General features: G+C 70.9%; 16 protein-coding genes. 15 read left to right on the top strand and 1 reads right to left on the bottom strand.

From position 1 onward, the window contains the following. From A5648_RS07685 to A5648_RS07615, 15 genes are all read left to right on the top strand, one after another. Positions 1-2,068: sulfatase-like hydrolase/transferase (locus A5648_RS07685; RefSeq protein WP_065023972.1), on the top strand; the 2,068-nt coding region annotated here is incomplete at its 5' end. Positions 2,069-2,072: 4 nt separating this feature from the next. After that, a complete protein-coding gene (locus tag A5648_RS07680; RefSeq protein ID WP_065023965.1) occupies positions 2,073-3,032 on the top strand; it encodes a formylglycine-generating enzyme family protein in 960 nt (319 codons plus the stop codon). Between the two features lie 253 nt (positions 3,033-3,285). Beyond that, on the top strand, positions 3,286-3,654 hold the full coding sequence (gene rplN / locus A5648_RS07675) for a 50S ribosomal protein L14 (RefSeq protein WP_003883432.1): 369 nt from the start codon (positions 3,286-3,288) through the stop codon (positions 3,652-3,654). Next, on the top strand, positions 3,655-3,972 hold the full coding sequence (gene rplX / locus A5648_RS07670; RefSeq protein ID WP_065023964.1) for a 50S ribosomal protein L24: 318 nt from the start codon (positions 3,655-3,657) through the stop codon (positions 3,970-3,972). 2 nt (positions 3,973-3,974) lie between these two features. Beyond that, entirely contained in the window at positions 3,975-4,538 is a 564-nt protein-coding gene (gene rplE, locus A5648_RS07665; protein ID WP_065023963.1) for a 50S ribosomal protein L5, read from the top strand. Between the two features lie 4 nt (positions 4,539-4,542). Further along, a complete protein-coding gene (locus tag A5648_RS07660) occupies positions 4,543-4,728 on the top strand; it encodes a type Z 30S ribosomal protein S14 (protein ID WP_019737213.1) in 186 nt (61 codons plus the stop codon). Between the two features lie 20 nt (positions 4,729-4,748). Continuing rightward, on the top strand, positions 4,749-5,147 hold the full coding sequence (gene rpsH, locus A5648_RS07655; protein WP_029249222.1) for a 30S ribosomal protein S8: 399 nt from the start codon (positions 4,749-4,751) through the stop codon (positions 5,145-5,147). 13 nt (positions 5,148-5,160) lie between these two features. Continuing rightward, positions 5,161-5,700 (top strand): 50S ribosomal protein L6, encoded by a 540-nt coding sequence (rplF, locus tag A5648_RS07650; protein WP_065023962.1) that lies wholly within the window; start codon positions 5,161-5,163, stop codon positions 5,698-5,700. 2 nt (positions 5,701-5,702) lie between these two features. After that, positions 5,703-6,092: a 50S ribosomal protein L18 gene (gene rplR / locus A5648_RS07645; RefSeq protein ID WP_065023961.1), complete on the top strand. Its 390-nt coding sequence runs from the start codon at positions 5,703-5,705 to the stop codon at positions 6,090-6,092. 43 nt (positions 6,093-6,135) lie between these two features. After that, positions 6,136-6,834, top strand: a complete 699-nt coding sequence (gene rpsE, locus A5648_RS07640) for a 30S ribosomal protein S5 (RefSeq protein ID WP_065023960.1) — start codon at positions 6,136-6,138, stop codon at positions 6,832-6,834. A gap of 2 nt (positions 6,835-6,836) precedes the next feature. Then, positions 6,837-7,019, top strand: coding sequence for a 50S ribosomal protein L30 (gene rpmD / locus A5648_RS07635; protein ID WP_064855866.1), 183 nt, complete (start codon positions 6,837-6,839; stop codon positions 7,017-7,019). Then, entirely contained in the window at positions 7,016-7,456 is a 441-nt protein-coding gene (rplO, locus tag A5648_RS07630) for a 50S ribosomal protein L15 (protein ID WP_064855867.1), read from the top strand. The genes rpmD and rplO overlap by 4 nt, the downstream gene beginning before the upstream one ends. Before the next feature lie 184 nt (positions 7,457-7,640). Beyond that, complete coding sequence (locus tag A5648_RS24835; RefSeq protein WP_267887788.1) at positions 7,641-14,069, top strand: PGRS repeat-containing protein; 6,429 nt, start codon at positions 7,641-7,643, stop codon at positions 14,067-14,069. A gap of 51 nt (positions 14,070-14,120) precedes the next feature. Beyond that, on the top strand, positions 14,121-15,893 hold the full coding sequence (gene sppA / locus A5648_RS07620) for a signal peptide peptidase SppA (RefSeq protein ID WP_065023958.1): 1,773 nt from the start codon (positions 14,121-14,123) through the stop codon (positions 15,891-15,893). 87 nt (positions 15,894-15,980) lie between these two features. Further along, the gene (locus A5648_RS07615) at positions 15,981-16,286 is read left to right on the top strand and encodes a DUF732 domain-containing protein (protein WP_207511617.1); all 306 of its coding nucleotides are present in this window, start codon (positions 15,981-15,983) and stop codon (positions 16,284-16,286) included. A gap of 11 nt (positions 16,287-16,297) precedes the next feature. Here the strand turns inward: A5648_RS07615 and A5648_RS07610 are convergent, their stop codons facing one another. Continuing rightward, a complete protein-coding gene (locus tag A5648_RS07610; protein ID WP_065023956.1) occupies positions 16,298-17,530 on the bottom strand; it encodes a serine hydrolase domain-containing protein in 1,233 nt (410 codons plus the stop codon). Between the last annotated feature and the right edge of the window lie 43 nt (positions 17,531-17,573).

Raw genomic sequence — 17,573 nt, 5'->3', positions numbered from 1 at the left:
CGGCATGGCCACCATCGAAGAGTTCACCGACGGCTTCCCCAACTGCAGCGGACGTATCCCGTTCGAAACCGCGCTGCTCAGTGAGGTTCTCGCCGAGCGGGGCTGGAACACCTTCTGTGTCGGCAAATGGCATCTGACGCCATTGGAGGAGTCCAACATGGCCGCCACCAGGCGGCACTGGCCTACGCAGCGCGGATTCGACCGGTTCTACGGCTTCCTGGGCGGCGAGACCAACCAGTGGTATCCGGATCTGGTGTACGACAACCACCCGGTAGCGCCGCCGGCCACCCCGGAGGACGGGTATCACCTGTCCAAGGACATCGCCGACAGGACAATCGAATTCATCCGCGACGCGCAGACGATCGCGCCCGGCAAACCCTGGTTCGGCTACGTCTGTCCGGGCGCCGGGCACGCCCCGCACCACGTCTTCGCCGAGTGGGCCGATCGCTACGCCGGCCGGTTCGACGCGGGCTACGAACAGTACCGGGAGATCGTGCTGGCCAACCAGAAGAAGCTCGGCCTGGTACCGCCGGACACCGAGCTGTCTGAGGTCAATCCCTATGCCGGCGTCACGAGTGCTGACGGTCAGCCCTGGCCCGCGCTGGACACCGTGCGCCCCTGGGACGGCCTCGATGACACCGAGAAGCGATTGTTCGCCCGGATGGCCGAGGTATTCGCCGGATTCCAGAGCTACACCGACGCCCAGATCGGCCGGATCCTGGACTATTTGGAGGAATCCGGCCAGCTCGACAACACCATCGTCGTGGTGATCTCCGACAACGGCGCCAGCGGGGAGGGCGGACCCAACGGCTCACCCAATGAGAACAAGTTCTTCAACGGCTACATCGACAGCGTCGAAGAGGCGATGAAGCTCTTCGATCAGCTGGGCGGTCCGGGGACCTACAACCACTACCCGATCGGGTGGGCGATGGCGTTCAATACGCCTTACAAGCTCTACAAGCGCTACGCCTCCCACGAGGGCGGCATCGCCGACCCCGCGATCGTCAGCTGGCCCAAGGGGATCGCCGCCCGCGGCGAGGTACGTGACACCTATATCAACGTGTGCGACGTGACCCCGACCGTCTACGACCTGCTCGGCATCACCCCGCCGGACACGGTGCGCGGGGTGGCGCAGCGGCCGCTGGAGGGGGTCAGTTTTAAAGCGGCGCTTGCCGATCCGGCCGCGGACACCGGAAAGCACACGCAGTTCTACACGATGCTGGGGACCCGGGGGATTTGGCACCGGGGCTGGTTCGCCAACACCGTGCATGCGGCGACTCCGTCGGGCTGGGGCCACTTCGACGCCGACCGCTGGGAGCTCTACCACCTCGACGAGGACCGCAGTCAATGCCGTGACCTGGCCGCTGAGCACCCGGAGAAGCTCAAGGACCTGCAGGCGATGTGGTTCGCCGAGGCGGACAAGTACAACGGCCTGCCGCTGGCGGACCTGAACATCTTCGAGATGACCAGCCGGCAGCGGCCCTACCTGTCCGGCGACCGCACCAGCTACAGCTATTACCCGAACACCGCCGAGGTGCCGCTGGGGGCGTGCGTGGAGTTGCGCGGCCGGTCGTTCTCGGTGTTGGCGCGCGTCACGGTGGAGTCCTCGGCAGCCGAGGGTGTGCTGTTCAAACAGGGCGCCCGGCATGGCGGTCACGCGCTGTTCGTCCAGGACGGCCGGCTGCACTACGTCTACAACTTCCTCGGCGAACGCGAGCAGTGGTTGTCGTCTCCAGGCCCGATCACGGTGGGGCTGCATATCTTCGGGATACGGTTCGAGCGCAGCGGCACCGTCGAGGGCAGTCACACGCCGGTCGGTGACGCCTCGCTCTACATCGACGACACGGTGGTCGCCACGCTGCCCGGCATGATCACCCAGCCGGGTGCGTTCGCGCTGGCCGGTGGCGGGGTCAGCGTCGGGCGCAATACCGGCCAGGCGGTGTCGTCGGCCTACCGGGCGCCGTTCGGCTTCACCGGCGGGACCATCGCCGACGTCGCGGTCGATGTCAGCGGTGAGCCGTATCTCGATGTGAAAAGGAGCATGGCGGCGGCTTTTTCGCGGGACTGAGGCGATGGTGAGCGAGCTGGTGGAGATCCCGGGCGGGGTGTTCCGGATGGGCTCGACGAGCTTCTATCCCGAAGAGGCGCCGATTCACACCGTGGCGGTGGCGGCGTTCGCGATCGAGCGGCATCCGGTGACCAATGCCCAGTTCGCCGAATTCGTCGCTGCGACAGGGTATGTCACCCTCGCCGAGCAGGAGGTCGCGGGCTACGACGCCGAACCCGGCGGTTCAGCGAGCCTCGACGGAGGAGAGGCGAAGCTGGGACCGCCGCATGAACCGGGCGGTTCAGCGAGCCTCGACGGAGGAGAGGCGAAGCTGGGACCGCCGTATGAGCCGGGCGCCCTGGTCTTCACTCCCACCGCCGGGCCGGTCGATCTGCGTGACTGGCGGCAGTGGTGGCGCTGGGTGCCCGGCGCGAACTGGCGCCAACCGCTCGGCCCGGACAGCGATTTGGCGGGGCGCGACGATCACCCGGTGGTGCAGGTCGCCTATCCCGACGCCGCGGCTTACGCCCGGTGGGCCGGGCGGCGGCTGCCGACCGAAGCCGAATGGGAGTACGCCGCTCGGGCCGGTTCCGGGAGCACCTATCCCTGGGGTGAGGAGGAGAAGCCGGGCGGCGCCCTGATGGCCAACACGTGGCAGGGCGCCTTCCCTTACCGCAATGCCGGGTTCGGCGGCACGTCACCGGTGGGAACGTTCCCGCCGAACGGGTGGGGCCTGCTCGACATGATCGGCAACGTATGGGAGTGGACGGCCACGCGGTTCAGCGGCCACCATCGGCTCGACGGCCCGCCCAAGTCCTGTTGCGCGCCCGACGGGCCGGCCGATCCCGGTATCAGCCAGACCCTCAAGGGCGGATCGCACCTGTGCGCGCCGGAGTACTGCCACCGCTACCGGGCCACGGCCCGTTCGCCGCAGTCGCAGGACACCGCCACCAGCCACATCGGCTTTCGCTGCGCGGCGGATTAACTACCCCGTGTCGAGCAGCGGGCGTGTTTGGGCAAACACGCCCGCTCGCGGCAGGGGAGAGCGGCGATGGCGTCGATTTGGTGCTGGACGCCCCTTGACCTAGACTTCAGGGGTTGCTGAGAGCAGACCTCGGCCAGCGCAAGTTGGCCCCGCGTGCTCTTTGGCTCCGAAGAACTGTAAGACCACGCACGTCCGGGACGATTCCGGCTGGCACCGCCATGCCGCGCGTCGATCCGAAATTTGAGGAGATCTGGTGATTCAGCAGGAATCGCGGTTGAAGGTCGCCGACAACACGGGTGCCAAGGAGATCTTGTGCATCCGGGTGCTCGGCGGCTCGTCGCGGCGCTACGCCGGCATCGGTGATGTCATCGTCGCGACCGTGAAGGACGCCATCCCGGGCGGCAACGTCAAGCGGGGTGACGTCGTCAAGGCCGTGGTGGTGCGCACCGTCAAGGAGCGTCGCCGCGCCGACGGCAGCTACATCAAGTTCGACGAGAACGCCGCGGTGATCATCAAGGCCGACAACGACCCGCGCGGAACCCGCATCTTCGGGCCGGTCGGCCGCGAGCTGCGTGAGAAGCGGTTCATGAAGATCGTCTCGCTGGCCCCGGAGGTGCTGTAGATGAAGGTCCACAAGGGCGACACGGTGCTGGTCATCGCCGGCAAGGACAAGGGCGCCAAGGGCAAGGTCCTCAAGGCCTACCCCACCCGCAACCGGGTGCTGGTCCAGGGCGTCAACCGGATCAAGAAGCACGTCGCGAACTCGGCCAACCAGGCCGGTGCCTCCTCGGGCGGCATCGTCACCCAGGAGGCCCCGATCCACGTTTCCAACGTGATGGTCGTCGACACCGACGGTAAGCCCACCCGGATCGGCTACCGGGTGGACGAAGAGTCCGGCAAGAAGGTTCGCGTCTCCAAGCGCAACGGCAAGGACATCTAGGGATGACTACGGCAGAGAAGATTCAGCCCCGGCTGAAGGTGAAGTACCGCGAGGAGATCCGGGACGCGCTGAACAGCGAGTTCAACTACGCCAACGTGATGCAGATCCCGGGTGTGGTCAAGGTCGTGGTCAACATGGGTGTCGGCGAAGCCGCCCGCGACGCCAAACTGATCAACAACGCGGTCAACGACCTGGCGTTGATCACCGGCCAGCGTCCGGAGATCCGCAAGGCCCGGCTCTCGATCGCCCAGTTCAAGCTGCGTGAGGGCATGCCGATCGGCGCCCGGGTGACGCTGCGCGGTGACCGGATGTGGGAGTTCCTCGACCGGCTCACTTCGATTGCGCTGCCGCGTATCCGCGACTTCCGCGGATTGTCGCCCAAGCAGTTCGACGGCTCCGGCAACTACACCTTCGGGCTGGCCGAGCAGTCGATGTTCCACGAGATCGACGTGGACTCGATCGACCGCCCGCGCGGCATGAACATCACCGTCGTCACCTCGGCGACGAACGACGACGAAGGACGAGCGCTGCTGCGGGCACTCGGCTTTCCGTTCAAGGAGAAGTGACCTGATGGCGAAGAAAGCGTTGGTTAACAAGGCGGCCCGCAAGCCCAAGTTCGCGGTGCGCGCCTACACCCGCTGCAACAAGTGCGGCCGTCCGCGCGCGGTACTCCGCAAGTTCGGCCTGTGCCGAATCTGCCTTCGCGAGATGGCGCATGCCGGCGAACTGCCCGGTGTGCAGAAGAGCAGCTGGTGACGGCGGAGGAGCAGCGCTAAATGACTATGACGGACCCGATCGCGGACTTCTTGACCCGTCTGCGCAACGCCAACTCGGCGTATCACGACGAGGTGACCCTGCCGCACTCGAAGATCAAGGCCAACATCGCCGAGATCCTCAAGCGCGAGGGTTACATCAACGACTACCACGTCGAAGACGCCCGGGTGGGCAAGGCGCTGGTGGTCAACCTCAAGTACGGCCCGAACCGGGAGCGCAGTCTCGCCGGTCTGCGCCGGGTGTCCAAGCCCGGCCTGCGGGTCTACGCGAAGTCGACCAACCTGCCGCGGGTGCTCGGCGGCCTGGGCGTGGCGATCATCTCCACGTCCTCGGGCCTGCTCACCGACCGTCAGGCGGCCAGGCAGGGCGTGGGCGGCGAAGTCCTCGCGTACGTGTGGTGAGGGAGTAGCAGACATGTCGCGTATTGGTAAGCAGCCGATCCCGGTTCCGTCCGGGGTCGATGTGACGATCGACGGCCAGCAGGTCTCGGTCAAGGGGCCCAAGGGCACCCTGGAACTCGTGGTGGCCGACCCCATCCGGGTGGCCCGCAACGACGACGGCGCCCTGGTGGTCACCCGTCCCGATGACGAGCGGCGCAACCGCTCGCTGCACGGGCTGAGCCGTACCCTGGTGGCGAACCTGGTCACCGGCGTCTCCGAAGGCTACGTCCGCAAGATGGAGATCTTCGGCGTCGGTTACCGCGTGGTCCTCAAGGGCTCCGACCTGGAGTTCGCCCTGGGCTACAGCCACCCGGTGCTGATCAAGGCTCCGGAGGGCATCACCTTCGCGGTGGAGACGCCCACCAAGTTCTCGATCTCGGGCATCGACAAGCAGAAGGTCGGTCAGATCTCGGCGAACATCCGCCGCCTGCGCCGTCCCGACCCCTACAAGGGCAAGGGTGTGCGCTACGAGGGTGAGCAGGTTCGCCGCAAGGTCGGAAAGACAGGTAAGTAGCCATGGCGCAATCACACAAGCCCGTCGGGCAGGGCGTTTCGGAGGCCCGGCGCAACCACCGGGTGCGTCGGCACGCGCGGCTGCGCAAGAAGATCGCCGGCACCGCCGAGCGTCCCCGCCTGGTGGTGCACCGCTCCTCGCGGCACATCCACGTGCAGCTGGTCGACGACCTGGCCGGTCACACGCTGGCCGCGGCGTCCTCGATCGAGGCCGACGTGCGGGGTGTGGACGGCGACAAGAAGGCGCACAGCGTGCGGGTCGGCCAGCTGATCGCCGAGCGCGCCAAGGCCGCCGGCGTGCAGAACGTGGTCTTCGACCGCGGCGGCTACACCTACGGTGGACGTATCGCGGCGCTGGCCGACGCGGCGCGCGAGGGCGGGTTGACGTTCTGATGCGCCAGATGACTGACTTCATGAACATGACTGGAAGGACCGCATGATGGCGGAGCAGCCGACAGGGGCCTCCTCGGCAGGTCCCGACACGGGCAGCGCCCCCCGTACCGACGGGCGCGACAACCGGGACAACCGGGGCGGGCGCGGTGGCCGCGACGGTGGTCGCGGCGGCCGGGACAGCCGAGACGGCGACAAGAGCAACTACCTGGAGCGCGTCGTCGCGATCAACCGGGTGTCCAAGGTGGTCAAGGGTGGCCGCCGGTTCAGCTTCACCGCGCTGGTGATCGTCGGCGACGGCAAGGGCATGGTCGGGGTCGGCTACGGCAAGGCCAAGGAAGTGCCGGCCGCGATCGCCAAGGGTGTCGAGGAAGCCCGCAAGAGCTTCTTCCGGGTACCGCTGATCGGTGGCACTATCACGCACCCGGTCCAGGGCGAAGCCGCCGCCGGTGTGGTGTTCCTGCGTCCGGCCAGCCCGGGTACCGGTGTGATCGCCGGTGGCGCGGTGCGTGCGGTGCTGGAATGCGCCGGGGTGCACGACATCCTGTCCAAGTCGCTGGGCAGCGACAATGCGATCAACGTGGTGCACGCCACGGTGACCGCGCTGAAGATGCTGCAGCGTCCCGAAGAGGTGGCGGCCCGTCGCGGTCTGCCGATCGAAGACGTGGCGCCGGCCGCGATGCTCAAGGCGCGCCGCGAGAGCGAGGCGCTCGCCGCCAGTGCCGCGCGGGAAGGCACGGCATAACCATGGCAAACCTGAAGATCACCCAGGTCCGCGGCACCATCGGTGCTCGCTGGAATCAGCGCGAAAGTCTGCGCACCCTGGGGCTGCGCAAGATCCGCCAGTCGGTGGTGCGTGAGGACAACCCCCAGACCCGCGGTCTGATCCGGGTTGTTCACCACCTCGTGCAAGTGGAGGAAGCCGAATGACCATCAAGCTGCACGACCTGCGCCCCGCGCCCGGGTCGAAGACCAAGCGCACCCGCGTCGGTCGCGGTGAGGGCTCCAAGGGCAAGACCGCGGGCCGCGGCACCAAGGGCACCAAGGCCCGCAAGAACGTGCCGGTCCGGTTCGAGGGTGGGCAGATGCCGATCCACATGCGGCTGCCCAAGCTGAAGGGCTTCCGCAACCGGTTCCGCACCGAGTACGAGGTCGTCAACGTCGGCGACATCAACCGGTTGTTCCCCTCCGGCGGGACCATCGGGCTCGACGAGCTGGTGGCCAAGGGCGCGGTCCGCAAGAACACGCTGGTCAAGGTGCTCGGCGACGGCAAGCTCACCGTCAAGGCCGACATCACCGCGCACAAGTTCAGCGGCAGCGCCCGGGACAAGATCACCGCAGCCGGAGGCACCGCCACCGAGCTGTAAGGACTTTCCCAAGTAGCACCGTACAAAATCGCACTCCACTGGCTGGTGGGGTGTGATTTTGCTTTTGTCGGTGTTTCTGACGCGCTCGAAAAATAAATAACCGATATGTGTCACACAGACTTATGTAACAATGACACCGCGTGACCTACGTCACGAGCCGGGGGCTACCGGAAGGCGTGGGCAGATGAGGCGTCGGTTGCGTTCAGGTTCCATCGGGCGGCGCGGCGGCGCCCCCCGGCGTGTCGCAGCGGCCGGCAGTGCGGTTGCCGCATTCCTGGCGTTCGGAATGGCGCCACCGGCGACAGCACCGAAGGCACACGCGGATTCCGGGTTCGACGACTTCCTGGATTGGTTCGGGCTGGACTCCCCAGGGTCGACGCCCGAGTGGTCCGAACCCGAGTGGCTCGGAGCGGCCTGGGGTCTCCCCGGATCGACTGATGCCTCGGGGATCGAGATGGCCCAGCTATGGGACACCTACTTCTACATGCCGCTGCACGCAACTTTGCAGGACTGGATCAACTCCGACTTCGGGTCGCAGGTCAACGGTGTGATCAACCAGATCTTCGCGCCGTTCACCGAGAACTTCTGCGGGATGATCTGCAACGGCGCCGACGGCACTGAGAACAGCGTGAACGGCCAGGCCGGTGGCCTCTGGTTCGGCGACGGCGGCAACGGCTGGACCTCGGACACCGAGGGCGTAGCCGGCGGTAACGGCGGTAACGCCGGTGGTATCGGCAATGGTGGCGATGGTGGCGCCGGCGGTCTGGGTGCTGATGGTGGTAGCGGCGGTCACGGTGGCGAGATGTGGGGCCACGGCGGCGATGGCGGAGCCGGTGGCGCTGCGACGGCGGCGCTGGCGGCCGGGGCCGGTGGCAATGGCGGGTCCTCGGGTCAGGCGCAGGACTTCTTCGGCATGGGTGCGTGGGGCAACGGAGGCAACGGAGGCAAGGGCGGCGCGGGCCTGGCCGGCACCAACGGTGCGGACTCCTCGGCCGGCGGAATGGCTGGCGGCGACGGCGGCGCGGGCATGGCCGGAGGTAAAGGCGGCGAGGGCGGGGCCGGTTCGACGTGGCTCGGTATCGGCGGTAACGGCGGCGCCGGCGGCGCCGGTGGCGCCGGGGGCACTGGCGGTGACGGCTTCGACGGGGCGGCAGGCTCTTTCGCCAACGGCGGTAACGGCAATGGCGGCACCGGAAGCAACGGTGGCGCCGGTGGGAACGGCGGTGCCGGTGGACAGGCCGGCGCTGGTGGCGCGGGCGCGTGGTTGTTCGGTGGATCCGGTGTCGCGGGGACGAACGGCACGGCCGGTGCCGGCGGCGTCGGCGGTGACGGCAAAGACGGCGGAGATGGCGCCGACGGCGCGGCCGGCACCGACGGCACGGCGAGCGACCCGAATGGCACCGCGGGAATCAGCGGCGGCAACGGCGGCGATGCCGGGCGCGGTGGCGCCGGTGGTGTGGGCGGCGACGGCGTGGCCGCCGCCGACGGCGCCGACGGCCACGCCGGGATCGGTGGCAACGGGGGCCAGGGCGGCGACGGCATCGACGGCATCGACGGCATCGCCACCGCCCCGAACGGAACCGCCGGTGGCAACGGCGGCGCCGGCGGCAGCGGCGGCCAAGGCGGGCTGGAAGCTGACGGCACCACCCGCGCGGCCGACGGCAATGGTGCCGCCGGCGGTACCGGCGGTAATGGCGGAGCCGGCTATGACGCACTCGCTGCCGGTGCGGCGCCGGGCACGTCCGGCGGCAGCGGCGGTACCGGCGGCAGCGGTGCCGCGGGCGGCACCGGCGCCAGCGGAGGGGCCGGCGGTAATGCCGGCGATGGCGGTCGGGGCGGTGACGGGGTCGCCGGGCTGGCCGGGCTCAACGGCGCCAATGCCGGCGACGCGGGCAACAGCGGGCAAGCCGGAGGCAACGGTGGGACCGGCGGCGCGGGCGGTGCCGGTGGCAACGGCGGCGCGGCGACCTCGCCGACCGGGGCGGCCGGCAGCAACGGCGACGGCGGCGACGGCGGCGCTGGAGGCAACGCCGCAGCCGGTGGTATCGGCGGCGACGGCGCCGACGGCGACGCGAACCATCCGGATGGCGGCGCCGGTGGTAACGCCGGTAACGCCGGCACCACCGGCGCGGGCGGCGCCGGCGGCACAGCCGGTACCGGGGGAGCCACGGGCACCGGAGCGGCGGGCAGCAGCGGGGCCGACGGATCCGGTCCGGCACCCACCGAAACCCATGGCGGTGACGGCGGCGACGGCTTCACCTCGATAACACCCGGGGTTGCCGGCGGCGCCGGCGGAGCCGGTGGCAGCGGCGGAACCATCGGCAACGGCGGGGCCGGGGGCCACGGCGGAGGCGGCGGTGACGATGCCGACGGCGGAAACGGCGGCGCGGGCGGTGACGGTGGCACCCAGGTTGGCAACGGCGGGACCGGCGGGAACGGCGGCGCCGGGCAGGGCACCGGCACCGGCGGCAACGGCGGTGACGGCGGGGAAGGCGGCGCCGAGCAGGGCGACGGTGCCGACGGCGGCGATGGAGGCGCCAACGGCGGCAGCGGCGGCAATGGCGGCGACGCCCTCGGCAGCGGCAACGGCGGCGATGGCGGTGACGGCACCGCAGGGGCCAGCGGCGCGAACGGCGGCTCGGGTACCGACCCGGGAGAGGCCGGTGCGGACGGCGTCGCGGGCCAAGCAGGTGGCGCCGGCGGGGCCGGCGGTACCGGCTCCGGTGCCGGCCACCACGGCGGCCAGGGTGGTGCCGGAGCCGCCGGCGGCAACGGCGGCAACGGCGGCGACGGTGTGCAGGGTGCAGCAGGCACGTTCGACAACGCCGGCACCGGCAACGGCGGGAACGGTGGCGCGGGCGGCAGCGGCGCGGCCGGCGGTCAGGGCGGCGACGGCGGCACCGGTGGCACGGGTATCAACGGCGCGACCGCCGGCAACCAGGGCGCCGGCGGCAGCGGTGGCAACGGCGGCGACGCCGGTGTGGCCGCCGACGGAGGCCGTGGTGCCGACGGGATCGCCACGCATCCCGATGCCGGCAACGGCGGTGACGGCGGTGCGGTCGGTAAGGCCGGCGCGGCCGGTGACGGTGGATCCGGTTCGACACCCGGTTCGGACGGCGAAGCCGGTAACGGCCCGTCCGGTCAGCAGGGCAACGGCGGTGACGGGGGCGACGGCTACGACGCCGCCAGCGACCCCAACGCGGCGCCGGGCGCCAGCGGCGGCAACGGCGGCCTAGGCGGGAACGGCAGCCTGTTGGGCACCGGCGGTGAGGGCGGTTCCGGAGGCGATGGCGCCACCGGTGCGGCCGGTGACAACGGTCTGGCTCCGGGCGCGACGGGCATGACCGGCGGTGACGGCGGTGACGGCGGCAACGCCGGCAAAGGCGGTACCGGCGGCGCCGGCGACGGCGGGGATGGCGTCGCGGGGCAGGGGGGTAATGGCGGTCGGGGTGGGAACGGTGCGGTAGGTGCGGCCGGTGAGGACTCGACGCAGGCCGGGGTGGTAGGCGGTAATGGCGGCGCCGGAGGTGCCGGTGGTGATGGTGGCGCCGGGGGCAAGGGTGGTCTGACGGCCTCGGGTACTGCCAGCGGTTTTGATGGCGCTCAGGGTGCCGGCGGTGACGGCGGCGACGGTGGAGTGGGCGGTCGCGGCTTTGACGGTGTTGCCGGCGGGGTCGGTAATACCGGCGATGACGGGCAGAACGGCACGGCGACTACGGCCAGCACGGCCGGCACGCAGGGTGGCACCGGGGGTACCGGCGGGGCAGGCTCCAACGGCGGCACCGGTGGTTCCGGTGGTGCGGCCGGCCATGGATCCACCGATGGTCTCGAAGGTCTCGGTGGGGTCGGGGGCGCCGGCGGTAACGGCGGTCAGGGCGGCGCCGGAGGCACGGGTGGCAAGGGCGGCGACGGCTATGACCAGCTCGGGGCGACCGGCCTCGCAGGTGGTGACGGCGCGGCCGGTGGCGCTGGCGGTACCGGTGGCACCGGTGGTGTGGCCGGCCAGGGCGGCGCCGGCGGTGTCGGCCGGGATGGCCAGGCGGCCTCCGGTTCTGACGGCACCACTGGTGAGCAGGGCAAGGGCGGTAATGGTGGCCAAGGTGGTGCCGGTGGTGATGGCGCGACTGGGATCACCGGGGGTACGGGTAGCACCGGTGGTGATGGGGATGCCGGTGATAGCGCCTCGCCGAATGGTGGTGCGGGTGAGCAGGGTGGCACGGGGCTGCAGGGTCTAAGTGGTGGTGCTGGGGGCAAGGGCGGCAATGGTGGTGCTGCCGGGACTGGTTCGAGCGCCGGTGAGGTGGGTGCTGGCGGCCTGGGTGGCGATGGTGGGACCGGTGGCATGGGTGGCACTGGTGGTGATGGCGGCGCCGGTGGTGACGGTTACGACCAGCTTGGGGCCACCGGGTTGGCTGGTGGTGATGGTGGCCTCGGTGGTGCCGGCGGCACCGGCGGTGCTGGTGGCGTTGGGGGCGCTAAGGGTGTTGGTGGCTTTGATGGGGCCGGGGCCAACCAGGCCAACAGTGGCAGCGACGGCGCCACCGGTGGGCAGGGCAAGGGCGGTAATGGTGGCCAAGGTGGTGCCGGTGGTGACGGCGCGACCGGGATCACCGGAGGCAACGGCAACGACGGCGGCACGGGCACGGCGGGAACCTCCGGCACCCCGACCGGCGGCACCGGAGGAACCGGCGGCAATGGAATCGACGGTGGCACCGGCGGTAACGGCGGTAAGGGCGGCCAAGGTGGTGCCGCTGGTACCGGCAGCACCAATGGCAACGTCGGCGCCGGCGGTAAGGGCGGCGACGCCGGTGACGGCGGCCAGGGCGGCGACGGCGGTAAAGGCGGTACCGGCGGCACCGGGTACACCTCGACCACGGCCAATGGTGCCGACGGCGGCAACGGCGGGACCGGTGGCACCGGCGGCAATGCCGGCCATGCTGGTAAGGCCGGCACCGCCGGCGCTGGCGGCCTAGACGGAGCCGGAAACAACCCGGCGGACGGCGGCGACGCCGGCAGCGACGGCAGCGCCGGCCAGGCCGGTGTCGGCGGTGACGGTGGCCTCGGCGGCGATGGCGCCCAGGGAACCTCCTCCAACTCGACGAGTACCGCCGGCGGCACCGGTGGAAAGGGCGGCACCGGCGGCAACGGCGGTCAGGGCGGCCTGGAAGCCGATAACACCAACCGCGCCCAGCAGGGCGACGGCGGTGATGGCGGCAACGGCGGTAAGGGCGGCACCGGAAAGGCCGGCGCCGACGGGAGCAACCTGCCCATCACTCAGCCACAAACGGGCGGCAATGCCGGCGCGGGCGGCACCGGCGGCACCGGCGGAAACGGGTTCAACGCCGGCTCCGGTGGCGACGGAGGGACCGGTGGTACCGGCGGCGCCGGCGGAAAGGGTGCCGACGCCGTGTTCAATGTTGTCGGCATCGGGCCGCAAGCAGGTGGGACCGGTGGCGTCGGCGGCGGCGGTGGTGTCGGAGGCGTGGCCGGAACCGCGAACGGCGGGGCCGCCGGCAGCAACGGCGACGGCGGCAACGGCGGAGTCGGGGGTGCCGGCGGCGAGGGCGGCAGCGTCCTCGCCGGCGTGGGCGGCGCCGGCGCTCAAGGCGGCCACGGCGGCACTGGCGGGGTGGCCGGTGTGGGCGGCGGCAGCGGAGCCACCCAGGGAGCCGCCGGGGTCAGCGGCGCGGGCGGTGTCGGTGGCGACGGCGGCGACGCCGGTGTCACCTTGATCGGCGGTGCCAGCGGTGGGCTCGGCGGCACCGGCGGCACCGGCGGCGCCGCCGCCAACCAGGCCGACAGCATTGCCGGGCAAGGCGGCGCGGGCGGGCACGGCGGTGACGGCCTGGCCGGAACCATCGGCGGCGGGAAGGGCGGTACCGGCGGCAACGGCGGTGCGGCGAGCAACGCCGACGGCAGTATCGGCGGCCAGGGGGGTACCGGTGGCACCGGTGGCACCAACCTTGCCGGTCTCGCCGTCGGCAGCGCGGGCGGTACCGGCGGCACCGGTGGCGCTGCCGGCAGCGGGACCGACAGCATCGGCGGTCAGGGCGGCACCGGCGGCACGGGTGGCAGCAACGTGGTCGGCGTCTTGGCCGGCGGCGCGGGCGGCGCCGGCGGTACCGGTGGCGCCGGCGGTACCGGGGTCGGCAGTGTCGGTGGCCAGGGCGGCACCGGTGGTGTCGGTGGCGACAACCTCCTCGGTGCCGCCCCCGGCAGCACGGGCGGCGCCGGCGGTACCGGTGGCGCCGCCGGTACCGCGGTCGGCAGCACCGGCGGTGCCGGTGGCACCGGTGGTGCCGGTGGCGGCAATGCTCTGAGTGCCTTCGGCGGTGACGGCGGCGCCGGCGGCAAGGGCGGCTCCGGAACGGCGGCCGGCACCAACGGCGGCGACGGCGGCACCGGCGGTGCGGCCGGCGGCGACTTCATCGGAGTCTTCACCGGCTCCGGTGGCGACGGCGGCAACGGCGGCAACGGCGGCGCCGGGGGAGCCGGGGGCACCGGTGGTACCGGTGGCTCGGCGAACGGCACCCTGGGCTCTCCGGGCAGTCCGCCCAGCGGAAGCACGGGCGGTGCAGGAGGTGCGGGCGCCCCCGGCAGCATCGTGGGGTAGCGCGCCCCGAGCATGGGAACTGGGCGAGGCCACGCCGGTAGGCTGAAATCCATGTTCTCCCTGCTGCCGTCGTTACCTGGCCTGGATGACCTGCGCGGCGCGGCCCGGCGCATCGACACCGCCCGGCACCATGGTGTGCCCAACGGTGTCGTGCTCGAACTCGACCTGCAGTCGCTGCCGCACGAGACCGGCGGTTTCGACCCGCTGGCGCTGCTTCGTTCCGGAAGCCAGCCGCCGGTGCTGCGTGAGGTGGTGGCGGCGATCCACCGCGCGGCCGAAGACCCGCGCGTCGCCGGACTGATCGCGCGGGTGCAGCTTTCGTCAGCGGCTGCCGGCCCGGTCCAGGAGCTTCGGGCCGCGATCGCCGACTTCACCGCGGTCAAGCCGTCGCTGGCGTGGGCGGAGACCTACCCGGGCACCCTGTCCTATTACCTGGCGTCGGCGTTCGGCGAGGTGTGGATGCAACCCTCGGGGACGCTCGGGCTGATCGGCTTCGCCACCAATGCGACGTTCCTGCGCACCGCCCTGGACAAGGCCGGCATCGAAGCGCAGTTCGTCGCCCGCGGCGAATACAAGTCGGCGGCCAACCTGTTCACCGAGGATTCCTACACCGACGCGCACCGCGAGGCCGACACCGCGCTGGTGGAAAGCTTGCACGCGCAGGTGCGTCGGGCCGTCGCCGAATCCCGGAATCTGGACGGCGGCGTCGTCGACGAGCTGGCCGACCGGGCGCCGTTGCTGCGTGACGACGCGATCGGGGCGGGCCTGATCGACCGGATCGGCTTCCGCGACGAGGCCTACGACCGCATCGCCGAACTCGTTGGCGCCGAGGGCATCTCAGGCGCCGACGATGACGCCGCGCCACCTCGGCTGTACCTGTCGCGCTACGCGAACGCCACCGCCGAGGGGGCCCGGCCGGGCCTGCCCGGACGCAAGCCCAAGCCGGCGATCGCCGTGGTGACGGTGGCCGGGGCGATCGTCAGCGGCTCGGGCGGGCCGCAGCTGTCGCCGTTCGGCAACCGCAGCGTCGGCGGCGACACGATCGCCGCGGCGCTGCGCGAGGCCGCCGCCGACGACGACGTCGCCGCGATCGTGCTGCGGGTGGACAGCCCGGGCGGCTCGGTCACCGGCTCGGAGACCATCTGGCGTGCGGTGCAACAGGCCCGCGAGGCCGGCAAACCGGTGGTGGCCTCGATGGGCGCGGTCGCCGCATCCGGCGGCTACTACATCTCGGCGGGCGCCGACGCCATCGTGGCCAACCCGGGCACCATCACCGGATCGATCGGCGTGGTGACCGGCAAGCTGGTCGCCCGCGAGCTCAAGGACCGCCTGGGAGTGGGCACCGACACCGTGCGCACCGGCGCCAACGCCGACGCCTGGTCGATCAACGCCCCGTTCACCGCCGAACAGCACGGGCAGGTCGAGACCGAAGCCGACCTGTTCTACACCGACTTCGTGGCGCGGGTCGCCGAAGGTCGCAACCTGTCCACCGAGGCGGTCGACGCGGTGGCGCGCGGGCGGGTGTGGACCGGCGCTGACGCCGCCGAACGCGGCTTGGTCGACGAGCTGGGTGGACTGGGCACGGCCGTGCGCCGCGCCAAGGTGCTGGCCGGACTCGACCCCCACGCGCAGGTCCGCACGGTGCGCTACCCCGGCTCGTCACTGTGGGAGTTCGTCCGGCCGCGCCCGTCCTCGCAGCCGGCGGCGGCGCTCTCGGATGCGGTCGGGGCGCTGCTGGTGCGGTCGCTGACCGGGATCGTCGCGCAGGCGGGGCGGTCGGTCAACGGCGCCCAGGTGCTGTGGTTGGGCGAATCGCGCTGGTGAGCGCGTAACACAGATTCAACATTTTGCTTCCGCGACAGTAAAAACTCGGTAACGCGCGCTTAACGAGCGCCACTCATGCTGGGAAGCATGAAACGGTTACTGCTGTTGGCGGGTCTGAGTGCGATGGTCGGCCTCGCGGCGCCTGCCCACGCCGCACCGACCGGCATCGACGGGCAGTTCCTCGCCACCCTGACCGGGGCCGGGCTCAGCCACAGCGCCAACGACCAGGCCACCGTGTCGGCCGGCCACGCGGTGTGCCAGCTGATGGACGCCGGGCTGTCCCCGATGGACACCGTCGTCGCGGTGCAGGCCACCAACCCCGGCTTCACCATCCAGAAGGCGGGGGAGTTCGCCGCCATCTCGACCGCGCACTACTGCCCGGAGCACATGTAGGCACCCCGCGGTCAGGTCTGCGGTCTGGCACCCAGCACGTCACAGAACAGCGCGCGGCGCAGCGCGAGCTCGCGCGGATCGCTGTAGAGGTGAAATCCCAGGCGGTTCATCACGTAGGAGAAACCGATACCGGTATCGGGATCGGCGAAGCCGAAAGACCCGCCCAAGCCCGGTGTGCCATATGCGGTATCCGAGGAGCCGAAGACGCCGCCGAACCCCGGTTTGGACAACCCCAGCGAGAAGCGGACCTTGACGCCCAGCACCTTGTCGCGTTCACCGTGGCTCGGTGATGCCGGCATCGCGGCGAGCGCATCGCGCACTGGTGCGCTCAGCGGCAGCGCCGGATCTGCGGTTGCCGCAGCCCCATAAAGGCGCGCTATCGAGGATGCGGTGCCGATTCCGTTGGCCGAGGGGATCTCGATCGCACGCACGTCGTCACGGTTGTAGTCACCGTCCCACGGGGTGACATTGCTCGGCAGGCACCCCGCTCGGGTCAGCAAGCCGATCGGATTGAACGATGCGGCCACCAGGCGCATCGGCATCGCCTTGAGGTGCAGCAGCCCTTCCGCCCGCTTCCAGTGGTGCAACAGCGCCACCCGCTGGCGCGCCACCGATTTCGGCAGTCCGATACAGAAGTCCAAGCCGAGGGGCGCGGCGATCTCGTCGGCGAGAAACCGGCCCAGGGTGCGGCCGGCCGGGCCGGTGCGACGGATCAGCTCGGACTCATACCAGCCCAGCGTGATCGCGTGATAGCCGTGCCGGGTGCCGGGCAGCCAGACCGGCCGCTGGGCGGCGAGTATCGGCGCCAGCCGTTGCGGGTCGGCGACGTCGGCGAGGGACGGCACCGGCTTGAGCACACACAAGCCGGCCTGATGACCGAGCAGCTGGCGGACCGTGATTTCACCCTTGCCGGCCTGGGCGAACTCCGGCCAGTGGTCGGCCACCTTGTCGTCGTAGCCGAACAGTCCGCGCGAGACCGCCAATGCCACGGCCAGGGCGGCGACACCCTTGGTGGTCGAGAAGACGTTGACCATGGTGTCGCGCTGCCAGGGCGCCATGGTGACGCCGTCACGGTAGCCGCCCCACAGGTCGACTACCTTGATGCCGTCGCGGTACACCGAGACTGCGGCACCCACCTCGCGGCCGCCGGCGAAGTTGGCGCGGAACGCGTCGGCGACCTTGCCGTAGCCCTCATCGACGTCCCCGTCGATCAGGTCGGGCGACACCTTGACTTTGAGCACCATCGGTGCGGTTATACCCCGGGTCAGCGTTTCTTCAACGCCGATA

The organism is Mycolicibacter sinensis (assembly GCF_001673565.1).
Lineage (GTDB): Bacteria > Actinomycetota > Actinomycetes > Mycobacteriales > Mycobacteriaceae > Mycobacterium > Mycobacterium sinense_C.
The sequence above is the reverse complement of the archived record's forward strand: the minus strand, read 5'-3'. Positions and strand labels throughout refer to the sequence as shown.